The sequence below is a fragment of the Arthrobacter sp. MYb224 genome, assembly GCF_002975455.1.
Classification (GTDB): domain Bacteria; phylum Actinomycetota; class Actinomycetes; order Actinomycetales; family Micrococcaceae; genus Glutamicibacter.
In genome coordinates, this window is the sequence record NZ_PCPU01000010.1 from 25,785 (window position 1) to 51,275 (window position 25,491).

At 62.9% G+C, this 25,491-nt stretch carries 18 protein-coding genes and 1 pseudogene; 8 read left to right on the top strand and 11 right to left on the bottom strand.

Annotation, left to right across the window (positions count from 1 at the left end; all coding sequences use genetic code 11):
- The first annotated feature begins 6 nt into the window (after nt 1-6).
- The 4 genes and pseudogenes from CQ017_RS15700 (at nt 7) to CQ017_RS15710 (ending at nt 3,727) form a co-directional block, all read left to right on the top strand.
- Nucleotides 7-1,209, top strand: coding sequence for a CaiB/BaiF CoA-transferase family protein (locus CQ017_RS15700; protein WP_105554490.1), 1,203 nt, complete (start codon nt 7-9; stop codon nt 1,207-1,209).
- Nucleotides 1,206-2,744, top strand: coding sequence for a carboxyl transferase domain-containing protein (locus CQ017_RS15705; protein WP_105554555.1), 1,539 nt, complete (start codon nt 1,206-1,208; stop codon nt 2,742-2,744). The genes CQ017_RS15700 and CQ017_RS15705 overlap by 4 nt, the downstream gene beginning before the upstream one ends.
- Before the next feature lie 41 nt (nt 2,745-2,785).
- Nucleotides 2,786-2,926, top strand: a pseudogene (locus CQ017_RS18575) (AsnC family protein); the annotation flags it as partial.
- A gap of 162 nt (nt 2,927-3,088) precedes the next feature.
- On the top strand, nt 3,089-3,727 hold the full coding sequence (locus tag CQ017_RS15710) for an Lrp/AsnC family transcriptional regulator (protein WP_258133764.1): 639 nt from the start codon (nt 3,089-3,091) through the stop codon (nt 3,725-3,727).
- Nucleotides 3,728-4,146: 419 nt separating this feature from the next.
- Here CQ017_RS15710 and CQ017_RS15715 read toward each other — a convergent pair whose 3' ends face one another.
- From CQ017_RS15715 to CQ017_RS15735, 5 genes are all read right to left on the bottom strand, one after another.
- Nucleotides 4,147-5,343 carry a serine hydrolase gene (locus CQ017_RS15715; protein WP_105554492.1) on the bottom strand — a complete coding sequence of 399 codons (1,197 nt, stop codon included), beginning with the start codon at nt 5,341-5,343 and terminating at the stop codon, nt 4,147-4,149.
- An 87-nt stretch (nt 5,344-5,430) separates the two neighbouring features.
- A complete protein-coding gene (locus CQ017_RS15720; RefSeq protein WP_219843957.1) occupies nt 5,431-7,071 on the bottom strand; it encodes a biotin carboxylase in 1,641 nt (546 codons plus the stop codon).
- A gap of 242 nt (nt 7,072-7,313) precedes the next feature.
- On the bottom strand, nt 7,314-8,525 hold the full coding sequence (locus tag CQ017_RS15725) for an amidohydrolase (RefSeq protein ID WP_105554493.1): 1,212 nt from the start codon (nt 8,523-8,525) through the stop codon (nt 7,314-7,316).
- Between the two features lie 23 nt (nt 8,526-8,548).
- Entirely contained in the window at nt 8,549-9,274 is a 726-nt protein-coding gene (locus CQ017_RS15730; RefSeq protein WP_105554494.1) for a hypothetical protein, read from the bottom strand.
- A 15-nt stretch (nt 9,275-9,289) separates the two neighbouring features.
- Nucleotides 9,290-10,039 carry a DUF5058 family protein gene (locus CQ017_RS15735; protein WP_105554495.1) on the bottom strand — a complete coding sequence of 250 codons (750 nt, stop codon included), beginning with the start codon at nt 10,037-10,039 and terminating at the stop codon, nt 9,290-9,292.
- A gap of 187 nt (nt 10,040-10,226) precedes the next feature.
- Between CQ017_RS15735 and CQ017_RS15740 the strand changes: the two genes are divergently transcribed.
- The gene (locus CQ017_RS15740; protein WP_105554496.1) at nt 10,227-11,180 is read left to right on the top strand and encodes an Lrp/AsnC family transcriptional regulator; all 954 of its coding nucleotides are present in this window, start codon (nt 10,227-10,229) and stop codon (nt 11,178-11,180) included.
- Here the strand turns inward: CQ017_RS15740 and CQ017_RS15745 are convergent.
- The 3 genes from CQ017_RS15745 to CQ017_RS15755 form a co-directional block, all read right to left on the bottom strand.
- Nucleotides 11,166-12,581, bottom strand: a complete 1,416-nt coding sequence (locus CQ017_RS15745; RefSeq protein WP_105554497.1) for an NAD-dependent epimerase/dehydratase family protein — start codon at nt 12,579-12,581, stop codon at nt 11,166-11,168. The two genes, CQ017_RS15740 and CQ017_RS15745, sit on opposite strands and share 15 nt — an antisense overlap.
- Before the next feature lie 213 nt (nt 12,582-12,794).
- Nucleotides 12,795-14,300, bottom strand: coding sequence for a sodium/proline symporter PutP (gene putP / locus CQ017_RS15750; RefSeq protein ID WP_105554498.1), 1,506 nt, complete (start codon nt 14,298-14,300; stop codon nt 12,795-12,797).
- Between the two features lie 157 nt (nt 14,301-14,457).
- Nucleotides 14,458-15,402 carry a LysR substrate-binding domain-containing protein gene (locus tag CQ017_RS15755; RefSeq protein WP_105554499.1) on the bottom strand — a complete coding sequence of 315 codons (945 nt, stop codon included), beginning with the start codon at nt 15,400-15,402 and terminating at the stop codon, nt 14,458-14,460.
- 259 nt (nt 15,403-15,661) lie between these two features.
- Here CQ017_RS15755 and CQ017_RS15760 point away from each other — a divergent pair, with 259 nt between their 5' ends.
- On the top strand, nt 15,662-19,183 hold the full coding sequence (locus CQ017_RS15760) for a bifunctional proline dehydrogenase/L-glutamate gamma-semialdehyde dehydrogenase (protein WP_105554500.1): 3,522 nt from the start codon (nt 15,662-15,664) through the stop codon (nt 19,181-19,183).
- A gap of 100 nt (nt 19,184-19,283) precedes the next feature.
- On the opposite strand, the gene CQ017_RS15765 is transcribed toward CQ017_RS15760, so the two are convergent.
- Genes CQ017_RS15765 through CQ017_RS15775 form a run of 3 tightly spaced genes read right to left on the bottom strand, consistent with a single transcriptional unit; the run spans nt 19,284 to nt 22,281 of the window.
- Nucleotides 19,284-19,949 (bottom strand): response regulator transcription factor, encoded by a 666-nt coding sequence (locus CQ017_RS15765; RefSeq protein ID WP_105554501.1) that lies wholly within the window; start codon nt 19,947-19,949, stop codon nt 19,284-19,286.
- Nucleotides 19,946-21,154, bottom strand: coding sequence for a sensor histidine kinase (locus tag CQ017_RS15770; protein WP_105554502.1), 1,209 nt, complete (start codon nt 21,152-21,154; stop codon nt 19,946-19,948). Before CQ017_RS15770 ends, CQ017_RS15765 begins: the two co-directional genes overlap by 4 nt.
- A 14-nt stretch (nt 21,155-21,168) precedes the next feature.
- Nucleotides 21,169-22,281, bottom strand: a complete 1,113-nt coding sequence (locus tag CQ017_RS15775) for a hypothetical protein (protein WP_146112512.1) — start codon at nt 22,279-22,281, stop codon at nt 21,169-21,171.
- Between the two features lie 767 nt (nt 22,282-23,048).
- On the opposite strand from CQ017_RS15775, the gene CQ017_RS15780 reads away from it, so the two are divergent.
- Together CQ017_RS15780 and CQ017_RS15785 are read left to right on the top strand one after the other, a co-directional pair.
- Nucleotides 23,049-23,954: a LysR family transcriptional regulator gene (locus CQ017_RS15780; protein WP_105554504.1), complete on the top strand. Its 906-nt coding sequence runs from the start codon at nt 23,049-23,051 to the stop codon at nt 23,952-23,954.
- 177 nt (nt 23,955-24,131) lie between these two features.
- Nucleotides 24,132-25,475, top strand: coding sequence for an MFS transporter (locus tag CQ017_RS15785; RefSeq protein ID WP_258133755.1), 1,344 nt, complete (start codon nt 24,132-24,134; stop codon nt 25,473-25,475).
- The last annotated feature ends 16 nt before the right edge of the window (nt 25,476-25,491 follow it).

Sequence of the window (25,491 nt, forward strand, 5' to 3'; positions counted from 1 at the left end):
AAAACAATGAGCTTCGATGCTAATGCCCAAGAAAACGGCCCCTTGACCGGGTACACGGTAATAGACCTGTCTCGTGCTCTGGCGGGGCCGCACGCGACAATGATGTTAGGGGATCTGGGTGCCCAAATCATCAAAGTCGAGAGCACCAACGGCGGGGATGACACTCGGGGGTGGGGGCCACCTTTTGTTGGACCGGAGGAGGACCGGCAATCCACCTACTTCCTGTCCTGCAATCGCAATAAGCGTTCTATTGTTTTGAATCTGAAGAGCGCCGATGGCTTCGAGACGCTGCGTTCAATGATCAAAAAGGCCGATGTCCTCGTGGAGAACTTCCGTCCCGGTGTCATGGACCGGTTGGGACTCACCACGCAATTGCTGCATGAGATCAACCCGAAACTGGTGATGCTCTCGATTTCAGGTTTCGGGCATGACGGTCCGGAAGCGGCGCGTAGCGGCTATGACCAAATACTTCAGGGTGAAGCTGGACTCATGTCCTTGACTGGCCCCTCTGCCGATGACCCGCAAAAAGTTGGGGTGCCCATAGGTGACCTGCTAGCGGGCATGTACGGAGCCTATGGTGTCTTGGCCGCTCTGCTGGAACGTGAGCGTACCGGACTCGGTCAGCAGGTCCGTACCTCGTTGCTGGCCGCAATTGTCGGCGTTCATGCGTTTCAGGGAACTCGCAATACCGTTGCGGGGCAGGTTCCCAAAGCCCAGGGAAACCATCACCCTTCCATTGCACCATACGGTTTATTCCGTTCCGCCGACGGTTTCGTGCAGATCAGCGTCGGCAGCCCAAAGCTGTGGCAAGCGCTGGTTGAGAAATTCCAGTTGCCCACAGCCGGCTTCGAATCGAATGCGCAAAGAGTTGAACGCCGTGAGGAGCTAATTGCGATCATTGAAAAGGTATTCATACAGATTCCCACCCAGCCATTGCTCAAGCAGCTAGGGGAAGCCGGAATTCCAGCGGGTATCGTTCGTACCCTCGATGAGGTATATGAGTGGGACCAGGTTCGTTCGCAAGGCCTCGTGTTACAGGTCCAGCACCCTGTGCTGGGCCAGGTGGAGCTCCCTGGCGCACCTTTGAGGTTCTTTGACGGCAAGCACGAAGTAACTCGAAAAGAACATACTGCACCCCCGTTGCTTAACCAGCACGAGCAGGAAATCCGCGAATGGCTTGGGCAAGACGCAGCGCAGGTAGCAACATGAGCAGTGATCCGGCGCGCGTCGAACGAATCACTACCAGAGCAATCATCGAGCAGGTACTGGATCCCGGCAGCTTCACCAGCTGGGATGAGCCGGTAGACTATTCCTTCGCTGCGGCCGCCTACCGAGAACAACTCGAGCAAGCAGCACTCCGTTCCGGATCGGATGAAGCAGTAATTTCGGGGTTCGGCACGGTTAAGGGGCAACAAGTTGCTGTGGTGCTTTCCGAATTCGATTTTCTGGCCGGGTCGATTGGGCGCAATGCTGCGCAACGAATCGTCGCGGCCTTCGAACGAGCAACTGCACGGGGCTTGCCGGTGCTCGCCTCTCCAGCTTCCGGCGGAACCAGAATGCAGGAAGGTACTCCGGCATTTGTGTCGATGGTGCATATCACTGCAGCGGTGCGCGCCCACACGGAGGCCTCGCTTCCATATCTGGTGTATTTGCGTCACCCAACGACAGGCGGAGTGATGGCTTCATGGGGGTCAGCGGGCCATATAACCATTTCGCAGCCGGGAGCTCTTCTGGGATTTCTCGGACCCCGGGTATATGAAACTATCTACCAGCATCCTTTCCCGGAAGGAGTCCAAGTTGCTGAGAACCTCAAGCGACATGGACTTATCGACGCGGTGGTCCCTCTGGAAGAACTCGCAAGCATCGTCAACCGGGCCTTGAGAATTCTTCGTCCCAGTGATGGCCTTTCAGTTGCGGCTGAGTTCCCAACAGTGGCAGATCGTCGGTTGGGCGAGCACCAGGTCTGGCAGGCAATCCTGGCAACTCGAAAAGCGCGCCGTCCATCGGTGCGCCATGTAGTTAAATATGCGTCGAGCGATGCAATGCAACTTTCGGGGAGCAACGAGGGCGATAGGGATCCCAGAATGTATCTGGCTATCGCCCGAATTGGTGGACATCCAGTCGTGCTCGTTGGCCAAGACCGCTCTGGCCTGAATGGTTCGGGGTCCACTGAGCCAATGGGGCCAGCGTTCCTTCGCGAGGCGCGCCGGGGCGCGCAGCTAGCGGAGAACCTGGGAATCTCGTTGGTTACGGTGATTGATACAGAAGGCGCAGCGTTGAGCCAAAGCGCGGAAGAAGGCGGCATGGCCGGACAAATTTCCCGGTCGTTGAGTGCTTTGGTTGGACTTAACGTGCCAAGCGTATCGCTGCTACTCGGCCAAGGGACTGGGGGAGGAGCTTTGGCGCTGCTGCCTGCTGACATTTCCATTGCAGCCGCAAATTCCTGGCTCTCCCCGCTGCCTCCCGAAGGGGCGAGCGCCATTATCTATCGAGACACCGAGCATGCGTCTACGCTGGCGCATGCCCAGCAAACTGATGCTTTCTCTCTGAAACGTGCGGGGATTGTGCAAGCGATTGTGCCCGAGGAGTACGATGTGTGCAAAGCGCCTAGGCGCTTTGCACAAGAAATCGGACAGATAATATCTATTGCACTGACCAAGCTGGCGAAAGAGGACATTGCCGGATTGAGAAGACAACGCGCATTGAAATATGCATCGATTGGTAAGCAAGCACTACTGGGCTAAGCGGTGAGGTTCGACCTTGCACGACCGAGAAACAGGAAGATATGACAGAGCTCAGTACCACGCAACGGCGAATAATTGCGGCGCTTCAAGTTGATGGCCGGGCTACTTGGCGCAAGATTGCCACGGTACTAGACATACCGGAACGCTCGGTTGCGCGCCACGGCGCGTGGCTATTGGAGAGCGGAGTTGTCACAGTGGCTGCAGTCAGGCACCGAGAGCACTCGCTGCTGATAGCTTGCACCTGTGCTCCGGGAACCGGCCGGCTCGCAAGCGAAGCGCTGTCTTCCCGTTCAGATACCAGCTTTTCGTATCAGGTCACAGGGCGTGAGGATCTCGTCGTGGAAATGCACTACGACGGGGACCTCACCGATGTTCTCTCATTGGAGCTTCCAGCCACGCCCGGAGTCTCATCTGTCGTGGCCTATCCTGTGCTCAAGTATTTCAAGACGGTTCGCGGCTGGCGGCTTGGCTCGCTAAATGCGGCCGAAGAAAATTCTCTGCGCAAGCACCCCGATGTCACCAGTTGGAAGGCCAAACCCGATTTGGTCCCTAAAGATCAACTGATCATCAGCTCCTTGCGCGAAGATGGCCGGGCCAGTATCGAGTCAATCGCACGACGTGTGGCGATGAGCGAGACTTCTGTTGCACGCCGAATCGACTGGCTGCTGGCCAGCGGGCAGATAGCCATTCGGGCACTGGTCGAACCGTCTGCTGTGGGACTTCCTACCGAAGCATTGCTGTGGGTGTCTACTTCTCCCATTCAAGTTGAGCAATTAGGCCAACGGCTGGCGAGGCGCCCCGAGGTGCGCTACGCAGCGGCCGTGGCGGGAGACTGCCAGCTCGTCGTTAACGTGACAGTGGCTAGCCAAACGGAACTCTATGATTTCATCTCGAATAGCGCTTGGGGAGATTCAATGCTTCAAGTCAAAACCTCGTTTGTCGTCAAGGCACGCAAACGCGGCGGAAGGCTGATCAGTATCTAGCACGGACTTATGAAGTTTGTCCCAGCGTAGCGATACCGGCTAGGCAGCTTTGCGGAGCGGCAACGGCAATACCGCGCAAAGCAGCTTGTCTGCCTCTGGCGAAACGTCGAAGCGCGAGCCGCTCACTTTCGGTTTCTTGCGGCTGCCGCCTGTTATCAGCCGTGCTGTGCCCGGGGTATTGATCTCGGCGCCAGTATTTGAAGCCCGAGGCAGTCCAGTCAGGTCAACCGCTCCCGCTGTACTTCGGTTCGGCTGATCGGCCGGTCGTCCGGCACCAGCGGATCGTCGCTGCCGCACCGGGACGAGGCGCTGGTAGCGGATGCCAACACGTGACCTGCCGGTCTTATTGAACGGTCCCGGCCCCGGCACGCGGTCCCGAATCCGGGGCGCGGTCAGTAGATGGTCGCGAGGCCGAAAGCCTAGAGGCTGTCCTGTTCGGCCAAATGATTGGCGATCGCATCGAAGGCGCGGATTGTCGGGAAGAGCTTGGAGGCATCCTGCGGCAGCGGCCAGCTGGAGAGCTTCACGCAGACCATCTTCGTGGCGGGATTCATGTAGATCATCTGCCCGTGGATGCCCAGCGCCAGGGCGACATTCGACTTGGGGTAGGGGAACCAGATCTGGTTGCGGTAGTGCCCGCCGGGCATCATATTGTCGCCCGGTGAGTCGGCGAAGGCCTTGAGCTGGTCCTCGGTGGCGGTGAAGGTGTCCCGAATCCAGTCCGGATCGAAAACCTTCTGCCCGGTCAGCGCCACCCCGTCGTTGACGTACAGGTGGCCGAGGCGCGCCAGGTCGCGCAGCGTCGCATTAAAACCGCCGTCGTACATGCCGGTGCCGAACTGATCGGTGCCCATCACCAGATCTTGCTGCGCGCCGATCTTCGCCCAGACATATTCGGAGAGCAGCTGCGCCATGCGCGCGCCGCCGGCGGCCTCCAGCACCCAGCCGAGCACGTCGGTCTCGCAGGAACGGTACTCGAACGGACCGCCGTGCTCGCCCTTGGACTTCAGCGTCAGCAGGTAGTCGTACATTCCGATCGGGCCGATCGCGCCGCTGGGCTCGGTCCAGCCGATGGCCTCCTCCAGCAGGCGCACCTCGGCCTTCGGATCCAGGTACTCCTCGGAGAACTGGATGCCCGAACGCATGTCCAGGAGGTGGCGGACCGTCGCCCCGGCATAACCCGAGCGTTCCAGAGCCGGCACGTAGTCGGTGACCAGCGCGTCCACGTCCAACTTTCCCGCGCCTGCCAGCGCGCCTGCCACGGTGCCCACGACGGTCTTGCTCATCGACATCAACAGGTGGTCGGTCAGCGAGGTCATGGTGTTGTAGTACTTCTCCACCAGCACCCGGCCATTGCGCATCACCAGCAGGCCATCGGTGTTCGTCGAGTTAATGACCCCGCGCACGGTCATCGACGGGTCGGACGCGGAGACCTTGGCTACCTCAAGCTCGCCGATCTCCATTTCGGTGAACGGCAGTTTCGCGATCGCGTCATCGCCGCGGGAGACCTTGGTGGTAGGCAAGAACTCGGCGAGGTTCTGGAAGGATACCTGGATGTTTTCCGGATACTGCCAGTTGGCGATCGTTAACTCGGATATCGCTAGGCCGCTGGTCATCTGCTGGTCCGTCTTCTCTTGGGAACGCTGTTGTGCTCTGTGTTTCGGAGCCTACCACCAGCGGTTGAACGGGAGAGTGATGCTGGGTTAGCGGTTTTCGGACGGCGGAACGTCGATGCCCTTGTACTGTGCGCGGATCGAGGAGATGAAGTGCTTCGCGTCGATGGTCAACTTCGTCTTCTTCTTCCCCTCATACTGCAGCTTCGCCTTGGTCACCAATACGCCCAAATCAGCGCCTTTCCAGCGGTAATCTTCGGCGCCGTAGATGCGCAGGAAGAACGCTTCCTTGTGGTTCTGCAGCTGGTGCCAGTCCAGCGCGCTGCGCGAGAACTGCAGCTTGCCCTTGGAGTCCAGGAAGTACTTGCCGGTGCGCGGGGCATGGGTGATGTACTGCACGATGTCATCGGTTTCCTTGATGATCATGTGGCTCCACACGTCCGCCCCGGAGAGCTCCTCCCAGCGCGCGTTGATCTCATCGACGTCCAGTTCGAAGTCCACGTCGAGGTATTCGAGCAAGTGGAAGAGGAACAGCGGGACATCCGCGTAGGCGCCGGCGGTCACGTTGGTGATCGCGCTCGCCCCGGAGATGCGTGGGTTCAATTCGCCCAGATATACCTCGTCGGTGTCGGTGTCGACCAGCACATCGACCTCGAAGAAACCGCGGTACCCGGTGGATTCAAGCCCCGCCCCGACCTTGCGGACCAGTTCGATGGCGCGGGCGCGCTGCCCGTCGGTGACCACATCGGGGTGCATCTCGTTGCCGCACCAGCCGCCCTTGTACGGGGTCAGCTCCTTGTATCCGGCCAGCTCGGTGAGGATCGGGCCGACGACGGTGCCGCAGCGGGTGAGCACCGCTTCCACGGCTACCGGCTGGTTGTTGATCCGCTTCATGACCTTGAGCTGCTCGCCGATGATGTGCTTGGAGTACTGGTTCCAATCATCCTCGCTGGTGATGAAGAACGTGGTCTTGCCCGAATCGCCGTACGGGGTCTGCACGACCAGGTCATCGCCGAGCTTCGCCCCGCGGGACAGCTTCTGCAGCTGCGCATAGGAGTCGGCGGTGCCCAGCACGTTCGGCACCGAGTGGGCGCCGGCGGCGTTGCCCAGTTCGGTGGTGACGATCTTCGAATCCAGATGGGTGCGCAGCTCGTGCGAAGGCAGGATCAGGTCGTAGCCCAGCTCCTCGCAGATCGCCTCGGTCTCCTCGTCGAAGAACACCATCGCGATCTTCGGGCGCTGGCCACCGGCTGCGCGGTGGGTATCGATGTATTCGCGCACCTCGGGGTTTTCCAGCAGCCAGTTGTTGATCTCTTCGGAGCTCTGAAAGTCCACATGCGGCTTCTCGCTCGGGGTGAAGACCCGCGGGTGGTGCCCGTCCCAGCCGTCGTAGTAGGTGATGTAGCTGAATTTGCGCACCCAGCGGTCTAGGCCCAGCAGGTTCACCGGGGTGGCGCCGATGAAATAGATCGGAGTCTGGTTGGTGCGGAAGAAATGGCGCACCTCGCTCATATTCTTCAGCGTGCGGCCAAAATTCACGACGCGTGGAGCCTCCACGATGCTCTCGTCGTCGTTATAGGCGGCATCCACGGCAACATTGGCAGTCATCTCGTCCAAAACGCTTTCCTGCGACTGCGCTTTGCCGACCTGCTTGCGTAAATTGGCCAGATCGCTTGGTTTGGGCATCTGCGGTCGTGCAGAGCCTTCGCTCGCCTCAAGAAAATTTGCCATGGGATGTCGTTCCTTCGAAGTGGTAGACCTAGTAATTCTTCACGTGCCCGACGCTGGACACGCTGTGGACCGGTTGCTCTATCCATGTTTGGGGGTGCGAGTAAGGCGAGAGCAACGGTGAGGTAAAGCTGCGGTGAATAGTGAGTTTTGGGGCGCTTTGGCGTTGAGCAATAGCCTAGACGCGAGAAAGTCCTAACGTGAATTTAATGACACGTTAGGACTTTCTCTGTCATGTGACGATGTCAGCTAGCCGAGCCGACGTAATACCCGATGGCTGCCAGGGCTGCCCGTACCCCGGTATCCAGGGCTGGCACATAGTCGGGCAGGAAATGCGGGGAGTGGTTTACCGGGGCGGGACCAGCAGTGGTGTCGAAGCCGCCGAACATCCAGAACACATTCGGTACGCCCAGCGCATCGGCCAACGCCCCGAAGTCCTCCGAGCCCATGGCCGGGGGCACGAAGCGCACCTGCTCGGCACCGAATTCGGTGCCGAAGGCCGAAGCCACAGACTGGGTCTGCTGCGGGTCGTTGTAGAGCCGCGGGAAGTTGTAGAGCGGCTCGATCAGCGGCGCCGGCGCATTGCCGGCCGCTGCTTCGGCCTCGATGATGCGGGTGACCGCGCTGAGCACCTGCGCGCGAACCTCTTCGGTGAGCGTGCGGATATTCAGCGTGAACTCCGCGCGATCCGGAATGATGTTCTCCTTCAGCCCCGCATGGAAGGTGCCGCAGGTGATCACCGCCGGGCTCAGCGGATGCAGCTCGCGCGAAACGATGCTCTGCAAGCGGGTGATGATATGCGCGCCGAGCACGATCGGGTCGATGGAATCCTGGGGTTGCGAGCCGTGGGACTGCTTGCCGAAGAGCGTCACCTTCAGCGAGTCGGCCAGCGCCATCGCGCTGCCCTCGGTGACCGCGATGGACCCGGTCTGGAAGGGGAAGACATGCTGGCCGAGCACCACCTGCGGGTGCGGGACCTTGTCCCACAGGCCGTCCGCAAGCATCGCCTGCGCGCCGGCCGCGGTTTCCTCGCCCGGCTGGAAGATCCACAGCACCGTGCCGGACCAGCTGTCGGTGCTTCGGGCCAGCACCTGCGCCGCGGCCAGCGCGGAGGCCACATGGGTGTCGTGGCCGCAACCGTGCATTACCGGCACCTCGGTGCCGTCGGCCAGTACCCCGGTGGCCACCGAGGCGTAGTCCGCGCCGGTGTCTTCCTTGATCGGCAGCCCGTCGGAATCCGCGCGGAAGGCGATCACCGGGCCGGGGCCATTGGCATGGATCCCGACCACCCCGGTGCCTCCGCAGCGGAAGTTCTCGATGCCCAGATCGCTCAGCCGGCCCTGGATGTAGTCCGCGGTGGCGTGCTCTTGCATCGATAGTTCGGGGTGTGCGTGCAGGTGCAGGTAGCTTTCGTGCAGCGCACGGGTCTCCTGGAGGTTCAACGCGATCTCGTTCATGGTCTTCCTTTGCTTGGTGGTGCTTAGTCTTCGGTGGTCGCCGAGAACTGGGTGCGGTCCCGGACCAGCCAGGAAACGAGGATGGAGGCGATGACCACCAGCGCGGTGGCGAACATCGCCAGCGCGGGAGCCGCCGGCAGGATCACGAAGTTCATCAGCAGCGCGAGCGTGATGGCCACCAGCGTGGGGCGCAGCGACTTCATCGCGACGATGGACTGCACAAGCACCGCACCCATCAGCGAGGGCAGGATGTAGAGGCGGGCAACCTCGATCACCTCGGCGGGAACCATGGACACCAGCCAGGTGCCCAGCAGCCCGACGAAGAGCAGCAGGCTGGTCAGGTGGACCGTGGCGGCGCCGCAGATGGCCATCACCGCGGCCAGGTCTCCGCGTTTGCTGCCCGGCTTCGCGCCGATGGAGGCCTGGGCGACGATCGCGGCCGGAAGCAGCTTATTGGAGATGTTGCCGATCATGAACGCCTGGTACATGGCGGCCGAGCCGAGGATCGGGAAGTAGGTGGCCGGTTCGACGATCCACAGCACCCCGAAGGTCGCCGCGACCGCGAGGAAAGCCACCCAGATCATCGACGGGGCGATGTCCAGGTCGCTGAAGAAGACCAGGTAGATCGGGCCGAGCAGGGAGAAGACCAGACCGGCGGACATGGTCAGCGAGCCGTAGCGGGTGGTTTGCTTTTCGAAGCGCGCCATCGAGGCGTCGGCGCCGGTCAGTTGTGCTGCTGAGGTGCTCATGTGGTGCTCCTGGTCTTAGGCTGCGGTGTGCAGGAAGTAGCCGGCGGTGATGGCAACGACGATGGAGATGCCCAACGCCCATTCCTTCAACCATTTCGCGTTCAGCGCCTTGGCCAGGAAGAGGCACAGCGCCATGGTGGTCGCGGACACCGCGACCAGGATCAGGTGGACGTTCGACTTCGGCAGTTCGGCGATGGTCAGCGCGGAGAACGCGCCGAGCAGGGCCGCGGTGGGGATCAGCGCCATCACCGCGGGATTGCGCTTGGCCAGCGATTTGCCGCCCTTTTTCATGATCGGGGTGAGGATCAGCGTGGCGAGCATCCACATGGCCCCGGACAGGCTCATCGCCATGAACGCGACCGCGAAGACCTGCTGGGTGTAGTCTGCCCCGCCCAGCGAGGCGCCCATGGTGACCGCGGAGATGGTCGCCGAACCGGTTTCCGCCGAGACCGAACCGATCAGTCCGATGCGCACCAGCACCGCGGGGGTGCCGAACAGGGCCAGCAGCGCAATGGCGACGAAGACGACCGCCAGCGAGGGGCCGACGGAGGCGACCGCACCGGCGCGGAAGGACTCCTTCAGCTCGCGCGCCGGCATGTCCACATGCGGCGCGGCGACCTTGGCCGCCCGCGAGTAGAGGACCGTCTGGATGAAGATGACTGCGAATACGCCCAGGGCGCAGAACCACAGGAAGGGGGTGTTGGCGATGGCCCAGATGTTCGTTGAACTCGGGTCGCCAGCGGCCAGAACGAGCTGTGGCTGCATGGTGGGCTCCTGATAAGGGTAGGTAACTAAGCGTGATGTGATGTGGATCGCATCTAGTTATAACCTTGCTAGCTTCCGTCAATAACGGCAATAATTGGCACGTATTGCCAAGTTTTTGTCGTTTTCCGCCAAATCTGTGATGGACTTGCGCGGTTGATGCAGGATTTAGTCACCGAAGGGAAACCGCATGGCGCAGCACGAAGTTTTCAACGAACTGGAACGCCGCATCGTCATCGCGATGCAGATCGATGGGCGGGCCACCTGGCGGAAGATCGCCAGGGTGCTGCACGAGCCGGAACGGACCGTCGCGCGCTATGGCCAGGCGCTGCTGGAGAGCGGGAGAGTTTCGGTGGCGGCGATCGCGCACCGTTCCGGGTCGCTGGTCGCCTCCTTCACCTGCGCGCCGGGGACCGTGCGGGTGGCCTGCGAGGCGCTGGCCCAACGTCCGGATACCAGCTTCAGCTATATGGTCACCGGGCAGAGCGACGTGGTCACCGAGCTGCATTACGACGGGGACCTGGCCGAAATCCTCACCATGCAGCTGCCGGCCACACCCGGGGTGAATGCGCTGGCCGTCTATCCGATCCTGAAGTACTTCAAGACCATTCGCGCCTGGCGCGCCGAACCGGTCAGCGAGGCCCAGGAGCGTGCGCTGACCCCGGCCACCGGCGGGGAGCTGACCGAATGGAATCCGGCCCCCGGGCTCACCGAAAACGATTCGATGATCATCGAGGTATTGCGCAAGGACGGGCGGGCGAGCATCGATGCGATCTCCCGGCAGGTGAAAATGAGCGAATCCTCGGTCTCCCGCCGGGTGGACTGGCTGCTGCGCGGCGAGCAGATCAGCATCCGCACGCTGGTGGAACCGGCGCTGCTCGGCTTCCCCGTGGAGGCGCTGCTGTGGGTGCAGACCTCCCCGCACAGCGTCGAGGCCCTCGGCCAGCGCCTGCGGCTGCTGCCCGAGGTGCGCTACGCGGCGGCCGTCGCCGGGGACGCACAGCTGATCGTCGACGTCACCGTGCGCACGCAGAAGGACCTGTACCGGTTCATCTCGGACACCGAATGGGGCGAGATGGTGCAGATCAAGACCGCGATGGTGCTTTCGGCACGCAAGCGCGGAGGGCGGCTATTCGCCGTGTAGCGTGGCGGCGAAGTCGTTCTGCGCGAAGTCGAATCCAGCGTCGGCCAGCACCCGGCTGGTGACCTTGCGCCCGGTCAGCGCCACCCGGGCGTTGGAGCCCAGCGCCGCGGCGCCAAGCTTGGGCAGCAGCGAACCGGTGGGCAGCCCGGGCAGCCCGGCGATCGAGCGCAGCGCGGCCATCACCTCGTGGTTGCGCAGCGGGTGCGGGTTCGCCGCGTGCACAACGCCCGCGGGGATCGGCGGAGTTTCCAGGCCCAGCAGATTGCGCACCAGGCGCAGCCAGTCCTCCATCCCGATCCAGCTGAACCACTGCTTGCCGCTGCCCAGCGGACCGCCCATGCCGGTGTGCACCAGCAGGCTCAGCGGCTTGAGCAGCGGGGCATCGGGATGCATCACCAACGAGGTGCGCAGCACGTAGCTGCGCGCCGCGTTGACCTGCGCGTCGTTGTAGGCCTGCTCCCAGGCCGAGGCCACGCCGGTCATTTCCGGCAGCGCCCGTGCGCCTTCGGGCAGCGGGCTGTCCTCGGTGAATTCGGTTTCCCCGCCATCGCCGAAGATCGCCGTGGTGCTGGACTGGATCCAGCTGGCCAGCGGGGTCTCCAGCGCCGCGGCGGCCTCGGCCAGGGTCGCGGTGCTCTGCACGCGCGAGGCGGTCAGCTTGGCGATGTTCTCGGCCGTATTGCGCTTGTCCACGCGCTCGCCGGCCAAGTTGATCAGGTGCACCGGATACTTTTCGTGGGTCAGCGCGCTGGCCCAGGCCCCCTGATGGCGCCCGTCCCAGGGGTATTGCTCGGCCGGAAAGTCCGGTTCCGCGTTCCGGGTGAGCACCGCGACCGAGGCGCCGCGGCAGACCAGCTCGGCGACCAGATTGCGGCCCAGGAAGCCGCGGCCCCCGGAGATGACCACATGGGCCGGTACGGTGCGGTGCGCGGCCGGTGGAATGACCTTGAACAGGCGGGCGGCCGCCAGCGCGAAGTCGGCGCACAGCGCATTGGCGACGCTGAATTTGAAGGCGGCGGTGCCGATCCCGCGCAGCGCAACGGTGAAGCGCAGCAGCGCGCCGCTGCCCGCGGAGTCGACCTGCCAGCGCAAGACCATGTCCCCGCCGGGCTGCGGCTGGGTGAACTCCACCATGCGCTGGGCCGGATTGCGGCGGGTGATCGAACCGGATGGGGCGGTGGCGCGGTGCAGCGGGCCGAACAGCTTGCCCGGCGGGCGCAGGTCAACCTTGGTGCCTACCCCGCGCTGGTCATCGTGCACCACGAAGCCGTCGAAGCTTTTCATCCAGCTGCCGGTCTGCGCCAGGTTGCCGACGATGGAATACACGGCCTCGGGGTCCGCGGCGAGGTACTGCGATTCGCTGCGCTGCCAGCGGGTGAACTTATTGAGCATCTGCGCCATTCTCGGATCATCCTTCGAGTTGATCAGAAACTTCGGACTTCTCCAAGGCTACTTCGGTTTGCTGTGCCGGGGCGTGATGCGCGCCCGGAGCTGCCCTGCAGTGTCGCGCCGGCCCCGGAGGCGACGCGGTGATTAAAGGAGAAAACCGGCGCCCGCCGAGTGCCGTTGGGCAGTCGGCGGGCGCCGGTTTCGTGAAGAAGAGCGAGGTGCGCGCTAGGCGGTAACCTTCGCGCCGAGTTCTTCTTCCATGGCGGTGAATTCCGCGTCGATCTCCGCGTTCGGCTTGAAGGTCGCCCGCGAAACGAGCCACGCGACAACCAGCGAGACGATGAAGCCCGGCACGATCTCGTACATGTTGCTGGCAAGCACGTCGATGTTGCCCCAGATGTAGACGACCGCGGCACCGGAAACCATACCCGCGAAGCCGCCCAGAGCGGTCAGCTTGCGCCAGTACAGGGCCAGCAGCACGATCGGGCCGAAGGAGCCGCCGAAACCGGCCCAGGCGAAGGAGACCAGGTCCAGGATCGAGGAACTCGGGCTCAGCGCCAGCAGCGTGGCGATCACCGCCACGATCAGCACGCCGGTGCGTCCGAGCATCACCAGTGCCTTAGGCGAGGCCTTGCGTCCGGTGATGTTGTAGAGATCTTCGACCAACGCCGAGGAGCAGACGATCAGCTGCGAGGACATCGTCGACATGATGGCTGCCAGCACGGCCGCCAGCACCAAGCCGGCGATCAGCGGGTGGAAGAAGATCTGGCTGAGCAGCAGGAACACGGTCTCGCTGCTGGCATCGGTCAACGGTTCGTCGGCGAAGTAGGCGACGCCCACCAGTGCGGTGGCGATGGCGCCTGCCGAAGCCAGGAACATCCAGCCGATGCCGATGCGGCGTGCCGTCTTGGCCTCGCCCGGGCTGCGCAGCGCCATGAAGCGCACGATGATGTGCGGCTGGCCGAAGTAGCCCAGTCCCCAGGCGGCGGTGGAGAAAATCGCCACGACCGCGAGGAACCAGTTGCTGCCGGAGAAGGAGGAGAACAGGTTGAAGGCTTCCGGGTTCACCTCGGTGATCTTCGAGGCCAGCGAGCCGAAGTCGCCCATCTGGATGACGGCGACGATCGGCACCGCGATCAGCGCGGTGAACATCAGCAGGCCCTGGGCCACGTCGGTGAGCGAGGCTCCGAGGAAGCCGCCGAACAGCGTGTAGAGCAAGGTGATGACGGCAACGAAGATCATGCCGTTCAAATAAGGCCAGCCGAAGGAAGCTTCGAAGAATTTGCCGGCGGCGACCATGCCCGAGGACACGTAGAAGGTGAAGAACACGAGAATGATGACCGCCGAGGCGATGCGCAGCAGGTGCTTGCGATCCTTCAGGCGCTTCTCGAAGAAGCTCGGAATGGTGATCGCGTTCTGTGAGATGGCGGTGTAGGAACGCAGACGCGGGGCGACGAACTTCCAGTTCGCCCAGGCACCGATCAGCAGGCCAATGGCGATCCAGGCTTCGTGCAGGCCGCCAAGGTAGATGGCGCCGGGCAGGCCCATCAACAGCCAGCCCGACATGTCACTTGCACCTGCGGATAGCGCTGCCACCCACGGCTTCAGGCCACGGCCTGCGAGCATGTAATCGTCGATATTCGATGTTCGCCTGAAAGCTACATAGCCGATGCCAAGCATCACGGCCATGTAAAAAGCGATTGCGATGATCTGATAAGTCTGGTCAGACATTTTTCCTCATTGCCGTTTTTTGTTCACCGGCGCGTGTTATCGCCCGGCGAACCGCGGATCTAGTGGTGCGAGTCACCACTATTGCACTTATTTTTCTATTTGTCTTGGCTACCTTCCCTGCTCGTTATGGATTTGTAACTTAAAAGACCGTATCGAACTAGTGCGCAGAATCAGAATCGAGTTCCGCGGTTTCGTGTTGAATTGCCAGCTGTTCGTGCACCAGCGTGCGCACCGCCTGGATCGCCGGGGACCGGGCCGAAGAGTGCCGCATCGCGGTGAAAATGGTGCGCACCGGGGCGTTGTGCAGGTCCACAAAACGCAGTTGCCGCTCGAACTGGGTCCACACCAGATCCGGCAGCAGTGCCACCGCGGTGCCGGTCTCGACCAGGGTGACATGTGCCTGAAGATCGGCCGTTTCGTAACGTACGTCCGGCTCGAATCCGGCCATGCGGCATGACTGCTCCGCCCAGTGCCGGCTTGCCGCGCCCGGCGGTTCCATCACCCACGGCAGGGAGGCGGCATCGGCCAGCGAAGTGGTCCGGTCGAATTCGGCGTTGCCCTCGCCGCCGGGCAGCGGAAGCGCCAGGCGGATCGGGTCGTGCGCGAGGTGGCGGCGATCGAGGGTTTCGAAGATCGGTGCCGCGTGCCCCTGATACTGTTCGGCGATCACCAGATCGAAGTTGCGGGCGCTGGTTTCGTGCAGCGCTTCCTCGGGTTCGTGCTGGGTCATCTCCACGCGCAGATGCGGATGCATGGAGTGCAGCTTGCGCAAGACCGACGGCATGATGGCGAGCATCGCGGTCTGGAAAACCGCCAGGCGCACGGTGCCCGAGACGTTGGACATGGTCGCCGCCAGGTCCGCTTCGGCGCGTTCCATGGAGCCGAGCAATTCCTCGGTATGGGCGACGAGAACCTGGGCCTGCGGAGTCAGCTGGAGCTTGCGTCCATTGCGTCGCAAAAGCTCGACGCCGGCTTCGTCTTCGAGCTGGCTGAGCTGCTGCGAAACCGAGGACGGGGAGTAGCGGAGCACATCCGCAACCTCGGCGATCGTTCCTCGGATGCTTAGTTCTCTTAAAAGACGTAATCGTCGCAGTTCAAGCACTGATTCATATCCTATTCACGCGGATGTTAAGTGAAGTTATGCCCGGGCGTTTCGTGCACCCATTTATACATTAGCAAACCCGAACGAAGCTCTTCGGGTTTGTTCACTTTTGCTTAATCAAAGTTGGGGTCATACTCGATCTTGCACACAGCATTTTCGCGGCCAACTATCCGGTGATTCCGTAAGCTCGTCAGCCACAACGAAATTCGCGATCGGTGTATCAATATAAGGACGAACTGCATCGAAGGGAACGGCAAATATGTCATCCTCTATCACCTCACAGCGAACCGTCGCTCCGGCGGTTGACGCAACAGGCAAGCCACTGACCCACCCCACAGAACTTGCCGATGAGACCATCGCCTTGGTCCGCCACTGGCTGACCGAAGCCGCCACATTCCCGGTCGACGCCTCTGCGGCGCGCCTCGCGGGAGTACTGAAAGATCCCAAGGGCCTGGACTTCACCGTGGGATTCGTCGACGGCGTGATCCGCCCCGAGGATCCAAAGGTCGCGGCCAGCAACCTGAAGCGGCTGGCCCCGATGGTGCCGGCCTTCCTGCCGTGGTATCTGCGCAAGGCCGTCGCCCTGGGCGGCACCATGGCTCCGCTGCTGCCGGGAATCGTCGTGCCCGTGGCCCGCAAGGTGCTGCGTGAAATGGTCGGCCACCTGATCATCGACGCCTCGGATAGCAAGCTGGGCGGCGCGATCTCCAAGATCAAGCGCGAAGGCGTGAACCTGAACGTGAACCTGCTCGGCGAGGCGATCCTCGGCGAGGGCGAAGCGAACCGCCGGCTGGAGGGCACCTCCAAGCTGTTGGCCCGCGACGACGTGAACTACGTCTCGATCAAGGTGTCCTCCACCGTGGCCCCGCATAACCACTGGGCCTTCGACGAGGCCGTGGAGCACATCGTGGCCAAGCTGCGCCCGCTCTACGAGCTGGCCAACAACGCGAGCGCGAAGAAGTTCATCAACCTGGACATGGAAGAGTTCAAGGACCTGGAACTGACCATCGCGGTCTTCACCAAGCTCCTGTCGCTGCCGGAGTTCAAGGACCTCTCGGCCGGAATCGTGCTGCAGGCCTACCTGCCCGACGCCCTGGGCGCGATGATCGAGCTGCAGGAATTCTCCGCCGCGCGCGTGGCCGCCGGCGGCGCGCCGATCAAGGTGCGCGTGGTCAAGGGCGCGAACCTGCCGATGGAAATCATGGAAGCCGATATCCACGGTTGGCCGCTGGCCACCTGCCACTCCAAGCAGGACACCGACACCAGCTACAAGTTGGTGCTCGAATACGCGCTGCGCCCGGAACATGTGCAGAACGTGCGCATCGGCATCGCCGGGCACAACCTCTTCGACGTGGCGCTGGGCTGGCTGCTGGCCAAGGCCCGCGGCGTGCAGCACGGCATCGAGTTCGAGATGCTGCTGGGCATGGCTACCGGCCAGGCCGAAGCGGTGCGCCGCGACGTGGGCGAGCTATTGCTCTACACCCCGGTGGTGCACCCGGCCGAATTCGACGTGGCCATCGCCTACCTGATCCGCCGCCTCGAAGAAGGCGCCAGCCAGGAGAACTTCATGTCCGCGGTCTTCGAACTGGAGCAGAACGAGGAATTGTTCGAGCGTGAGACCAACCGCTTCCTCGCCTCGCTGGAAAACCTGAATGACGTGGTGCCGGCAACGCACCGCGTGCAGAACCGCCAGCTGCCCGACGCCTCGCTGACCGAGGTGGTGGCCGGATTCGCCGATGGAACCACCGAGTTCTTCAACACCCCGGACACCGACCCGAACCTGGGCGCCAACCGCGCCTGGGGCCGGGAGATCCTGTCCAAAATGCGCGATTCGAACCTCGGCAAGGACCTGGTCGCCGCCCATACCCTGTCCTCGACCGCGCAAATGGATGAGACCATCGCCATGGGCGTGGACGCCTCGGCCAGCTGGCAGGCGCTCGGCGCGGCCGGCCGCGCGGAGATCCTGCACCGTGCCGGACTGCTCTTCGAAGAGCGCCGCGCGATGCTGCTGGAGGTGCTCGGCTCCGAATGCGGGAAGAACATCGACCAGGGCGACGTGGAGATCTCCGAGGCGATCGACTTCGCCCACTACTACGCGCAGCGCGGCCTGGACCTGGAAAACGTCGACGGGGCAAGCTTTGTGCCCTCGAAGCTGACCGTGGTCACCCCGCCGTGGAACTTCCCGATGGCGATCCCCGCCGGGTCGACCATGTCGGCGCTGGCCGCCGGATCCGCGGTGATCATCAAGCCGGCCACGCTGGCCGCACGCATCGGCTCGGTGATGGTGCAGACCCTGTGGGATGCGGGAGTGCCCCAGGACGTCTTGCAGCTGGTCTTCGCCGGCGAGCGGAAGCTCGGCACGCAGCTGGTCTCCGACGAGCGCGTTGACCGCTTGATCCTCACCGGCGGCTACGAGACCGCGCAGCTGTTCCGCTCCTTCCGCAAGGATCTGCCCTTGCTGGCCGAAACCTCGGGGAAGAACGCGGTCATCGTCACCCCGCATGCGGACCTGGACTTGGCCGCCCGCGATGTGGTGGCCTCGGCCTTCGGGCACGCCGGGCAGAAGTGCTCGGCCGCCTCGCTGGTGGTGCTGGTCGGCTCGGTGGCCGAATCGCGCCGCTTCAACAGCCAGCTGATCGACGCGGTGAAATCGCTGACCGTCGGCTACCCGTGGAACCCGGAATCCCAGATGGGACCGCTGATCGACGTGCCGGGGGAGAAGCTCGCGCGCGGCTTGACCACCCTGGGCGAAGGGGAGCGCTGGGCCATCGAGCCGAAGCAGCTCGACGAGTCGGGCAAGCTCTACTCCCCGGGCGTGCGCTACGGGGTGCAGCGCGGCAGCGAATACCACCAGACCGAGTACTTCGGTCCGATCCTGGGCGTGATGACCGCGCAGAGCCTTGAAGAAGCGGTCGAAATAGTCAACGACATCGACTTCGGGCTCACCTCCGGGCTGCACTCGCTGGATTCGGAGGAGATGGCCTACTGGCTGGAGAACATCCAGGCCGGCAACATCTACGTGAACCGCGGCATCACCGGTGCCATCGTGCAGCGCCAGCCCTTCGGCGGCTGGAAGCGCTCGGCGATCGGCGCGGGCACCAAGGCCGGCGGCCCGAACTACCTGGTCGGCATGGGCAGCTGGCGCGATGCACCGGTGACCGAAACGGCCACCTTGTCGGCCTTCGACGAGCGGCTGCTGAACGCCGCGGAGCTATCGGGCGAAGACGCCGACTGGTTGCGCGGTGCGCTGGGCAGCGACAAGCTGTGGTGGCACCAGGAGTTCAACGCGGCCAAGGACCGTTCGGGACTGGCCGCCGAGCGCAATATCTTCCGCTACAAGCCGGTGGATGTCACCGTGCGCTTCGAAGCCGCCTCCAGCGGGCACGGCATCACCGAGGCCTTGCGCGTGGTGGCCGCCGGGGTGACCGCCGGTTCCCGGGTGATCTTCTCCGCGGATGCGGACCTGCCACGCGGGGTGCGCAACCTGTTCGCCGAGCACTCGGTGACGGTGGTCCGCGAAGATGCAGAGGCGTTCGCCGCCCGGGCCGCGCGCCTGGCCGCGAAAGAGGGGCCGACCGCGGCCTCGCGCATCCGCTTGATCGGCGGTTCGGCCAAGGCCGTTGCCGAGGCCACCGACGGCAAGCCCGATGTGGCGATCTACGCCTCGCCGGTCACCGGTGCCGGACGAGTGGAGTTGCTGCCGTTCCTGCACGAGCAGGCGGTATCGATCACCGCGCACCGGTTCGGTACGCCGAACCACCTCAGCGACGGGCTGATCTAGTCCGCTAGAGCTCGGCGCGCAGCACTCAGGCCGGTCCGCTTCCTTCCGGGGAGCGGGCCGGCCTGTGCCGTTGGCGCACGAAGTGCGGCGCGGCAGAATATCAGGGCTCGACCAAACCGGTCCGGTACGCCAGCACGGTGACCTGGGTCCGATCGCGTGAGCCGGTCTTGGCCAGCAGCGAGGAAACATGGGACCGCACCGTTTCAATTCCGAGCACCAAATCCGCTGCGATCTCCGCGTTGGTCATGCCCCGGGCGATGCGGGCAAGCATCTGGCTCTCACGCGTGGTGAGCGGGGGCCCGGTGTAGTCCGTGCTCCGGGCCCGGGGCCGGAGCAATTCGCGGACGGCCTCGGGAAAAAGCAGGCTGGATCCGTGGGCGACGGTGCGCACCGCCTGCACCAGCTCTTCGGCGGTGGCGCGCTTGAGCAGGAATCCCGAAGCCCCGGCCGCCAGTGCCCCGCGCACGTAGTCGTCGTGCTCGAAGGTGGTCACCACCAGCACCTTCGGCGGATCGGGCAACGCCAGGATCAGCTCGGTGGCGCGAATGCCATCAACATCGGGCATCCGCACGTCCAGGCACACCACATCGGGATTCGAGCGCCGCACCAGATCCACGGCCTGCGCGCCGTCCGAGGCCTCCCCGACGATCTCCAGGTCCTCCTCGGACTCCATGATCAGCCGGAACCCCTGGCGCACCAGAGGTTCGTCGTCAACGAGCAGTACGCGCACGCCGTGCGCGCCGGGCGGGGTCGCGCCAGCGTTCATGAACCGTGTCCTTTCCTCAGCAGCGGCAACTCGATGCGTGCCGTCCAGCGATTCTCGTGCAGCCCGATGTCCGCGGTGCCGCCGCAGATCGCCACCCGTTCGCGCACCCCGAGCAGACCCCGCCCACCGCCGGGGCGGCCGCCTCCGGCTCCCGGTGCGTTCTCGACACGCAGCTCCAGGGATTTGCCGGTATGCCGAACCAGCAGCCGAACCTCCCCGCCGGCGCCGTGGCGCCGCGCGTTGCTCAGCAGCTCGGCCACGATGCCGGCCAGCTGCTGGCCGAGCATCTCGGGGAGATCCTCGGGCAGCTCGATGGCCGCCCGGAGCTCCATGCCGTTGCGCCGGTGAGTCTCGACCAGGCTTCCGAGGTCGGTGTGGGAGGGCGCCGCGGCACCGCCCCGAAGCACGGCCAGCATCGCATCGAGCTCGGCCATGGCCGAACGGGCCGTGGATTCGATGGTGTCGAATCGCTCCGCCGCCATCTCCGGGTCGCGCCGTGCCAGCCGGCGGCCGGCGGCCGCTTGAATGCCGACGATGCTCAGCGCATGCCCGATGCCATCGTGCAGCTCTCGGGCGATGCGGTTGTGCTCGGCCTCCCGATCGGCCCGGGCCAGGGCCAGCTGGAGGCGGTCATGGGTGGTGGGTCCGAGGAATCTGCCGACCAGCCGGGCGGCGAGCAGCCCGAGCGGCCACCAGGACAGCAGCGCGGCCAACGCGATCAGCGCCGCCAGCATGGCTCCGAGCCATCGGCCGGGTCCGGCCGACGGAGCAGCGAGCCCCAGCGGCAGGGGGCGAGCGGTCAACAGGTCGAAGGCCGCCGAGCCGGCCAGCGGCAGAACGATCAACAGGCAGCTGGCCACGAAGAGGCCGCCCGCCAGGTGGAACAAGACCCAGAGGACCGTCTGGATCCGGTGTGCGGGGCGCACTGTCAGCGGCGCGACCAGCTCCTGGCGGCTGGAGAGCATGGTTCGCGCTGCGCTGACCTCCACCTCGCGAACACCGGGCACCAAGCCCAGGGCCGCGCCGAGCAGAATCGACCCGGCGGCGATCGCACCGAGCAGCCGCGGCTGCATTGCCCCCTGGCTGGCCGGTGCTTCGGCGACCGTGTACACCAGGACCATGACCACCATGATCGTTGCCGTGGCGATTGCGGCGCCGGACATCAACCAGGCGAACTGCCGGAGCAATCGGGATACGGTGGTCATGGCTCTATCCTTGCCTATGAGCCGCTGTGCGGGCTAGGGGCCGGAGTCCGGATAATCCCCGAGGGGCCGGTGATCCGGCGGTGCCCGACGTAGCCCCAGGCGGCCAGCGCCAGCGCCGGTCCCCAGAGCCAGCAGGGGAACACCAGAGCCATGAGAAAGCTTCTCTCGGACGCTGCCGCCTGCACCAGCAGCGGAACCGCGGTGAAGCAGAGCATCGCGGCAACCGCCCCGGCCGGCAGTGCCGCGGCCATGACGGGTACGGGACGTCCGGCCAGCCAGGGCACCCAGCGCGGGAAGTTCTCGCCCCAGGGGCGGAGCAAACCCACGGTCAGCACCGCGCCGAGCCACGCGCCGGAGGATAGCGTGATGCCCCAGATGCGGGTCGCGGGGTCGGCCGCCGCGTCCCCGCCGAATATCGGCCAGGGGGTGAACCAGGTCAGCCGGGCCAATGCGTAGGGCAGCGGCCCGCAGGCGGCGATGATGGTGAACACGCGCCGGTGCCGGGTGACCCAGCTGGTGGCCCGGGCGACGAATTCGGTGCCCCGGGCACAGCGGATGGTCACTGCGGCCCATAGGAGCGCGAGCAGCAGCAGCAGCAACGGTCCGAACAAGTTCGCGCCCTGGCCGGCCAGCTGCGCCACGAAGGTGGTGGCCAGGTTGCCCAGCGCCTCGCGGCCCAGCACCGCCGCACCGGCCAGGAGCACAAGCGCCGGCACGCCAAACGTCCAGCGGGCCGCGGGGTAGCGGCGAATCACCTGGACAAGCAGCCCGACGAGCAGCAACGGCATGCACAGCGCGAGCAGGTAACCGGCACTGGTCAGCGTCGCGCTGCTGCCGAAACCCGCACCCAGCACCAGGGTCAGCAGCGCCGCGCAGGCCATCGTGCCCCGACGGCCCAGTGCGCCGCAGAGTGACGCGGCACCGGCGGCCAGCGCGCCCAGGGCGGTGATCAGGAAGACCCGCGTAGCGGTGTCGCCGGAGGTCAGCGCCGCGATGAGGGTGGCGGTCTGCTTCGCATGAAAAAATGAGTCGGCCGGGTGCAGCAGCCAGGCCGCGCCGAGGACCGAGGCGAAAAACGATGCGGCGGTGGCCGCCAGCAGCAATCGGGGGAGTGTGTATGTGCTCATAGTCCGATTCTTCTCCGAGCCGCTGCCGAGCGCTTCACCCGCGCGGGGGAACAGCATCCCCCGCGCGAGCGATTTTGATGCTGGCCGCGGGCAACTGCCGCAGGCTTGTACGCGGCCCCCGGTGCGCAGCACGAGGGGGCTGCCGGTCCCATTCGAACTTGCCGTGCCGATGGCGGTGAGAAAGGCAGCGACCCCGAACTCCGCGGTATTTCAATCTATCGAATTGTGCAGAGCTTGGAATATCGGGCTACTTCTTCCGGAACTTCCTCCCGACGCAAAGGGCTGCGACCCGATTGCTATGACGCGAACAACTGGTCGATGAGCTTGGTAATTGCTCCTCGCTAGCTAGGTAATCTGGCGCTATTCGGACTGAAATTGATGCCGCCACTGGCCAGCAGGCAGTCTCAAGCCAAAATGCTGAGCCGCGGATGTCGGGAACTCAAGGTCCGTTGCTGGCTGCGCTAGGTGCCGGGTGGGTCATGGGCCTTTTTGTAGACTCTGCCAATAAGCCACTGGCACTACGAGGTCGAGGACCTTATACGTGCAAGTAACAAGCAACTAATTAAAATGCGGCATTCATCGAGCCCTTCTACATCTCATCCGTCGAATCATTCGGACTCAGGAGCCTTGCGAACCAGTTGAAGCCGGACCGCGTGCGTCATGTACGTTGCGATACTCGACTCTCATGCGTACTGATCTTCTCGGCGGTGAAGTCTTAATGAAGACGACAAGCGTCCGGGGCTCTGGGCAGGGATAAGATTTCACCCATGGCGCGTACTTTTACACTCATCCAATTGCGGTACTTCATGGAAATCGCGCGATTGGAAAATATGCGTGCGGCAGCCGCGGAGCTTAATGTTACCCAATCAACTTTGTCGGCTTCCTTGAGCCAACTTGAACGCGACCTTGGAGTCCAACTCTTTCAACGGCTACCGAACCGTGCTCTGCGTTTAACCCAGGACGGCAAGCGGATGGTCGCCGGGTCGCGCATGCTACTCGAAGATGCCGATGGCCTTTATGCCTCCATTAGTGGAGAAAGCCAGCGTTTATCCGGAATCTTGCGCGTTGGGCTCTTTGCGCCGTTGGCACCATTCATTGCACCAAAACTGCTAAAGGAATTCAGTTTGATGCACCCTGGAATCACCATATATTTCGTCGAAGGTGACCAGCAAAGAATTCTTGATGCCCTACGCCATGGTGAGTGCGAGATTGCATTAATGTATGACTTAGGTGTCGGGACAGAGTTCTCAATGGAACCGGTTGATCAGCTCGGCGCGCACTTGATCGTCAGTGAAGAGCACCATCTGGCGGTTGAACGACAACCGGTGCATCTGGCGCAAGTCGTCGAAGAGCCGATGGTACTACTCGATCAAGAACACTCTCGCGAGTATTTCCTTCGACTATTTTCGAGCCTGGGTCTTGAACCCAATATTGGCCATTGGGTTTCGGGCTATGAAACTGTGCGTTCGTATGTGGCCATGGGTCTTGGATACTCGATATTGAATCGGAAATTGTCCCACGATAAGACATACACCGGTCGGTCGGTAGTTCCGATCGAAATCGCCGACCCAGTATTGCCCATCGCAATGGTGGTTGTTTACCCCAAGGATTTGCCGGTCAGCCGCAAAGCTCGGGCCTTCGCCGACTTTAGTGCACGAAATATGAGCGCGTAACCTCACTTCTGATCAATTTTTCCGATCAGGGTAACTAATCTTTTGCGTTGGATAATGTCGCTCACGTCACACATTCTTGATAACTAAGAGACCGAGCATCGAAGCTCGCTCCTTCCCAAACACCACCAGCAATATTCACCGCTGGTCCCTGTAACGAAAGAAGGCAGCATCGTGACAGTGAGTAGCAGCACCCCGACAACTACGGATGCCATAGATCAACGGCAACAACAAAAGATGAAGAGGCGTGTGCTCGCCGGAGGAAGCATTGGCCAATTCATCGAATTCTACGATTTCACGCTGTATGGGCTGTCCGCGGTCACCTTGTCTGCTTTGTTCTTCCCATCCCAGAGCCCACTCGCAGGGCTGTTGGCCACCTTCGCAACATTCGGAGTCGCCTTCTTCGTTCGACCGCTGGGTGGATTGTTCTTCGGAGCATTAGGTGACAAGATCGGTCGGCGCAAAGTCTTGTTCGTGACTCTGATGACTATCGGATTGGCCACCTTCGGGATTGGCTTGTTGCCTACTTACGCGCAGATCGGCGCGCTAGCTCCAGCGCTGCTGGTGTTGTGTCGGTTGGTTCAAGGATTTTCCGCTGGCGGCGAGTCCGTAGGCGCTCCTGCCTTCGTCTTCGAACACGCTCCGATCAACCGGCGCGGGTTTTGGCTAAACATCACCCTCGCCGCCACAGCGCTTCCCTCCGTTATAGGCGGCACGTTGATACTCGTGTTATCAACGACGATGGATCCAGCGAACTTCCAATCTTATGGTTGGCGAATTCCTTTCTTGCTCGCACTGCCGTTGGCGCTCTTTGGGCTTTGGATTCGCGCAAAGACGGAGGAATCGGAAGAATTTAAAGCCGTTCTGGCGAAGAATGAGCACAAGGAATATAGTCCGCTGCGCCAAACGTTCGCCGAGAACAAACTACGCATGCTGCAGGTAGTCTTCGTGATGGCGCTGACCGCGATGGGCTTCTACTTCCTCTCCGGGTATTTCGTATCCTATGTGCAAGTTTCTGGAAACCTCAGTCTGGAAATGTCGTTGCTTGCCAACGCCGTCGCGATGGCTTGTTATGCCCTGTTGCTACCTCTCGGTGGCATGTTGGGCGACAAATTTGGCCGAAAACCGATGCTCATTGTCGGCTCTGCTTCTTTGCTGCTTCTTAGCGTTCCCTGCTTCTGGCTCGTCACGAGTGGATCTTTGTCCTTGGCGATAGCTGGCCAACTGCTCTTTGTGATCCCAATGTGCATCTACGGAGGCGGCTGCTACACGTTCTTCGTTGAAATTTTCACCACCAAAACTAGATTTACCTCCTCTGCAATCAGCTACAACGTCGCGTATGCGCTATTCGGCGGGACGGCCCCCTTCATCGGAACGTGGCTTGTTTCGATGACTGGAGTCTCAATGATGCCAGGTGTCTATATGGCCGCAGGGGCACTGATAGTGCTTTGCCTGTTGCTGTTTACCCCGGTACCGGAAACACACCCACTGTTCAGCAAACCGGAAACGCCCCTAACCAACTAGCTAGACGAATGCCGAT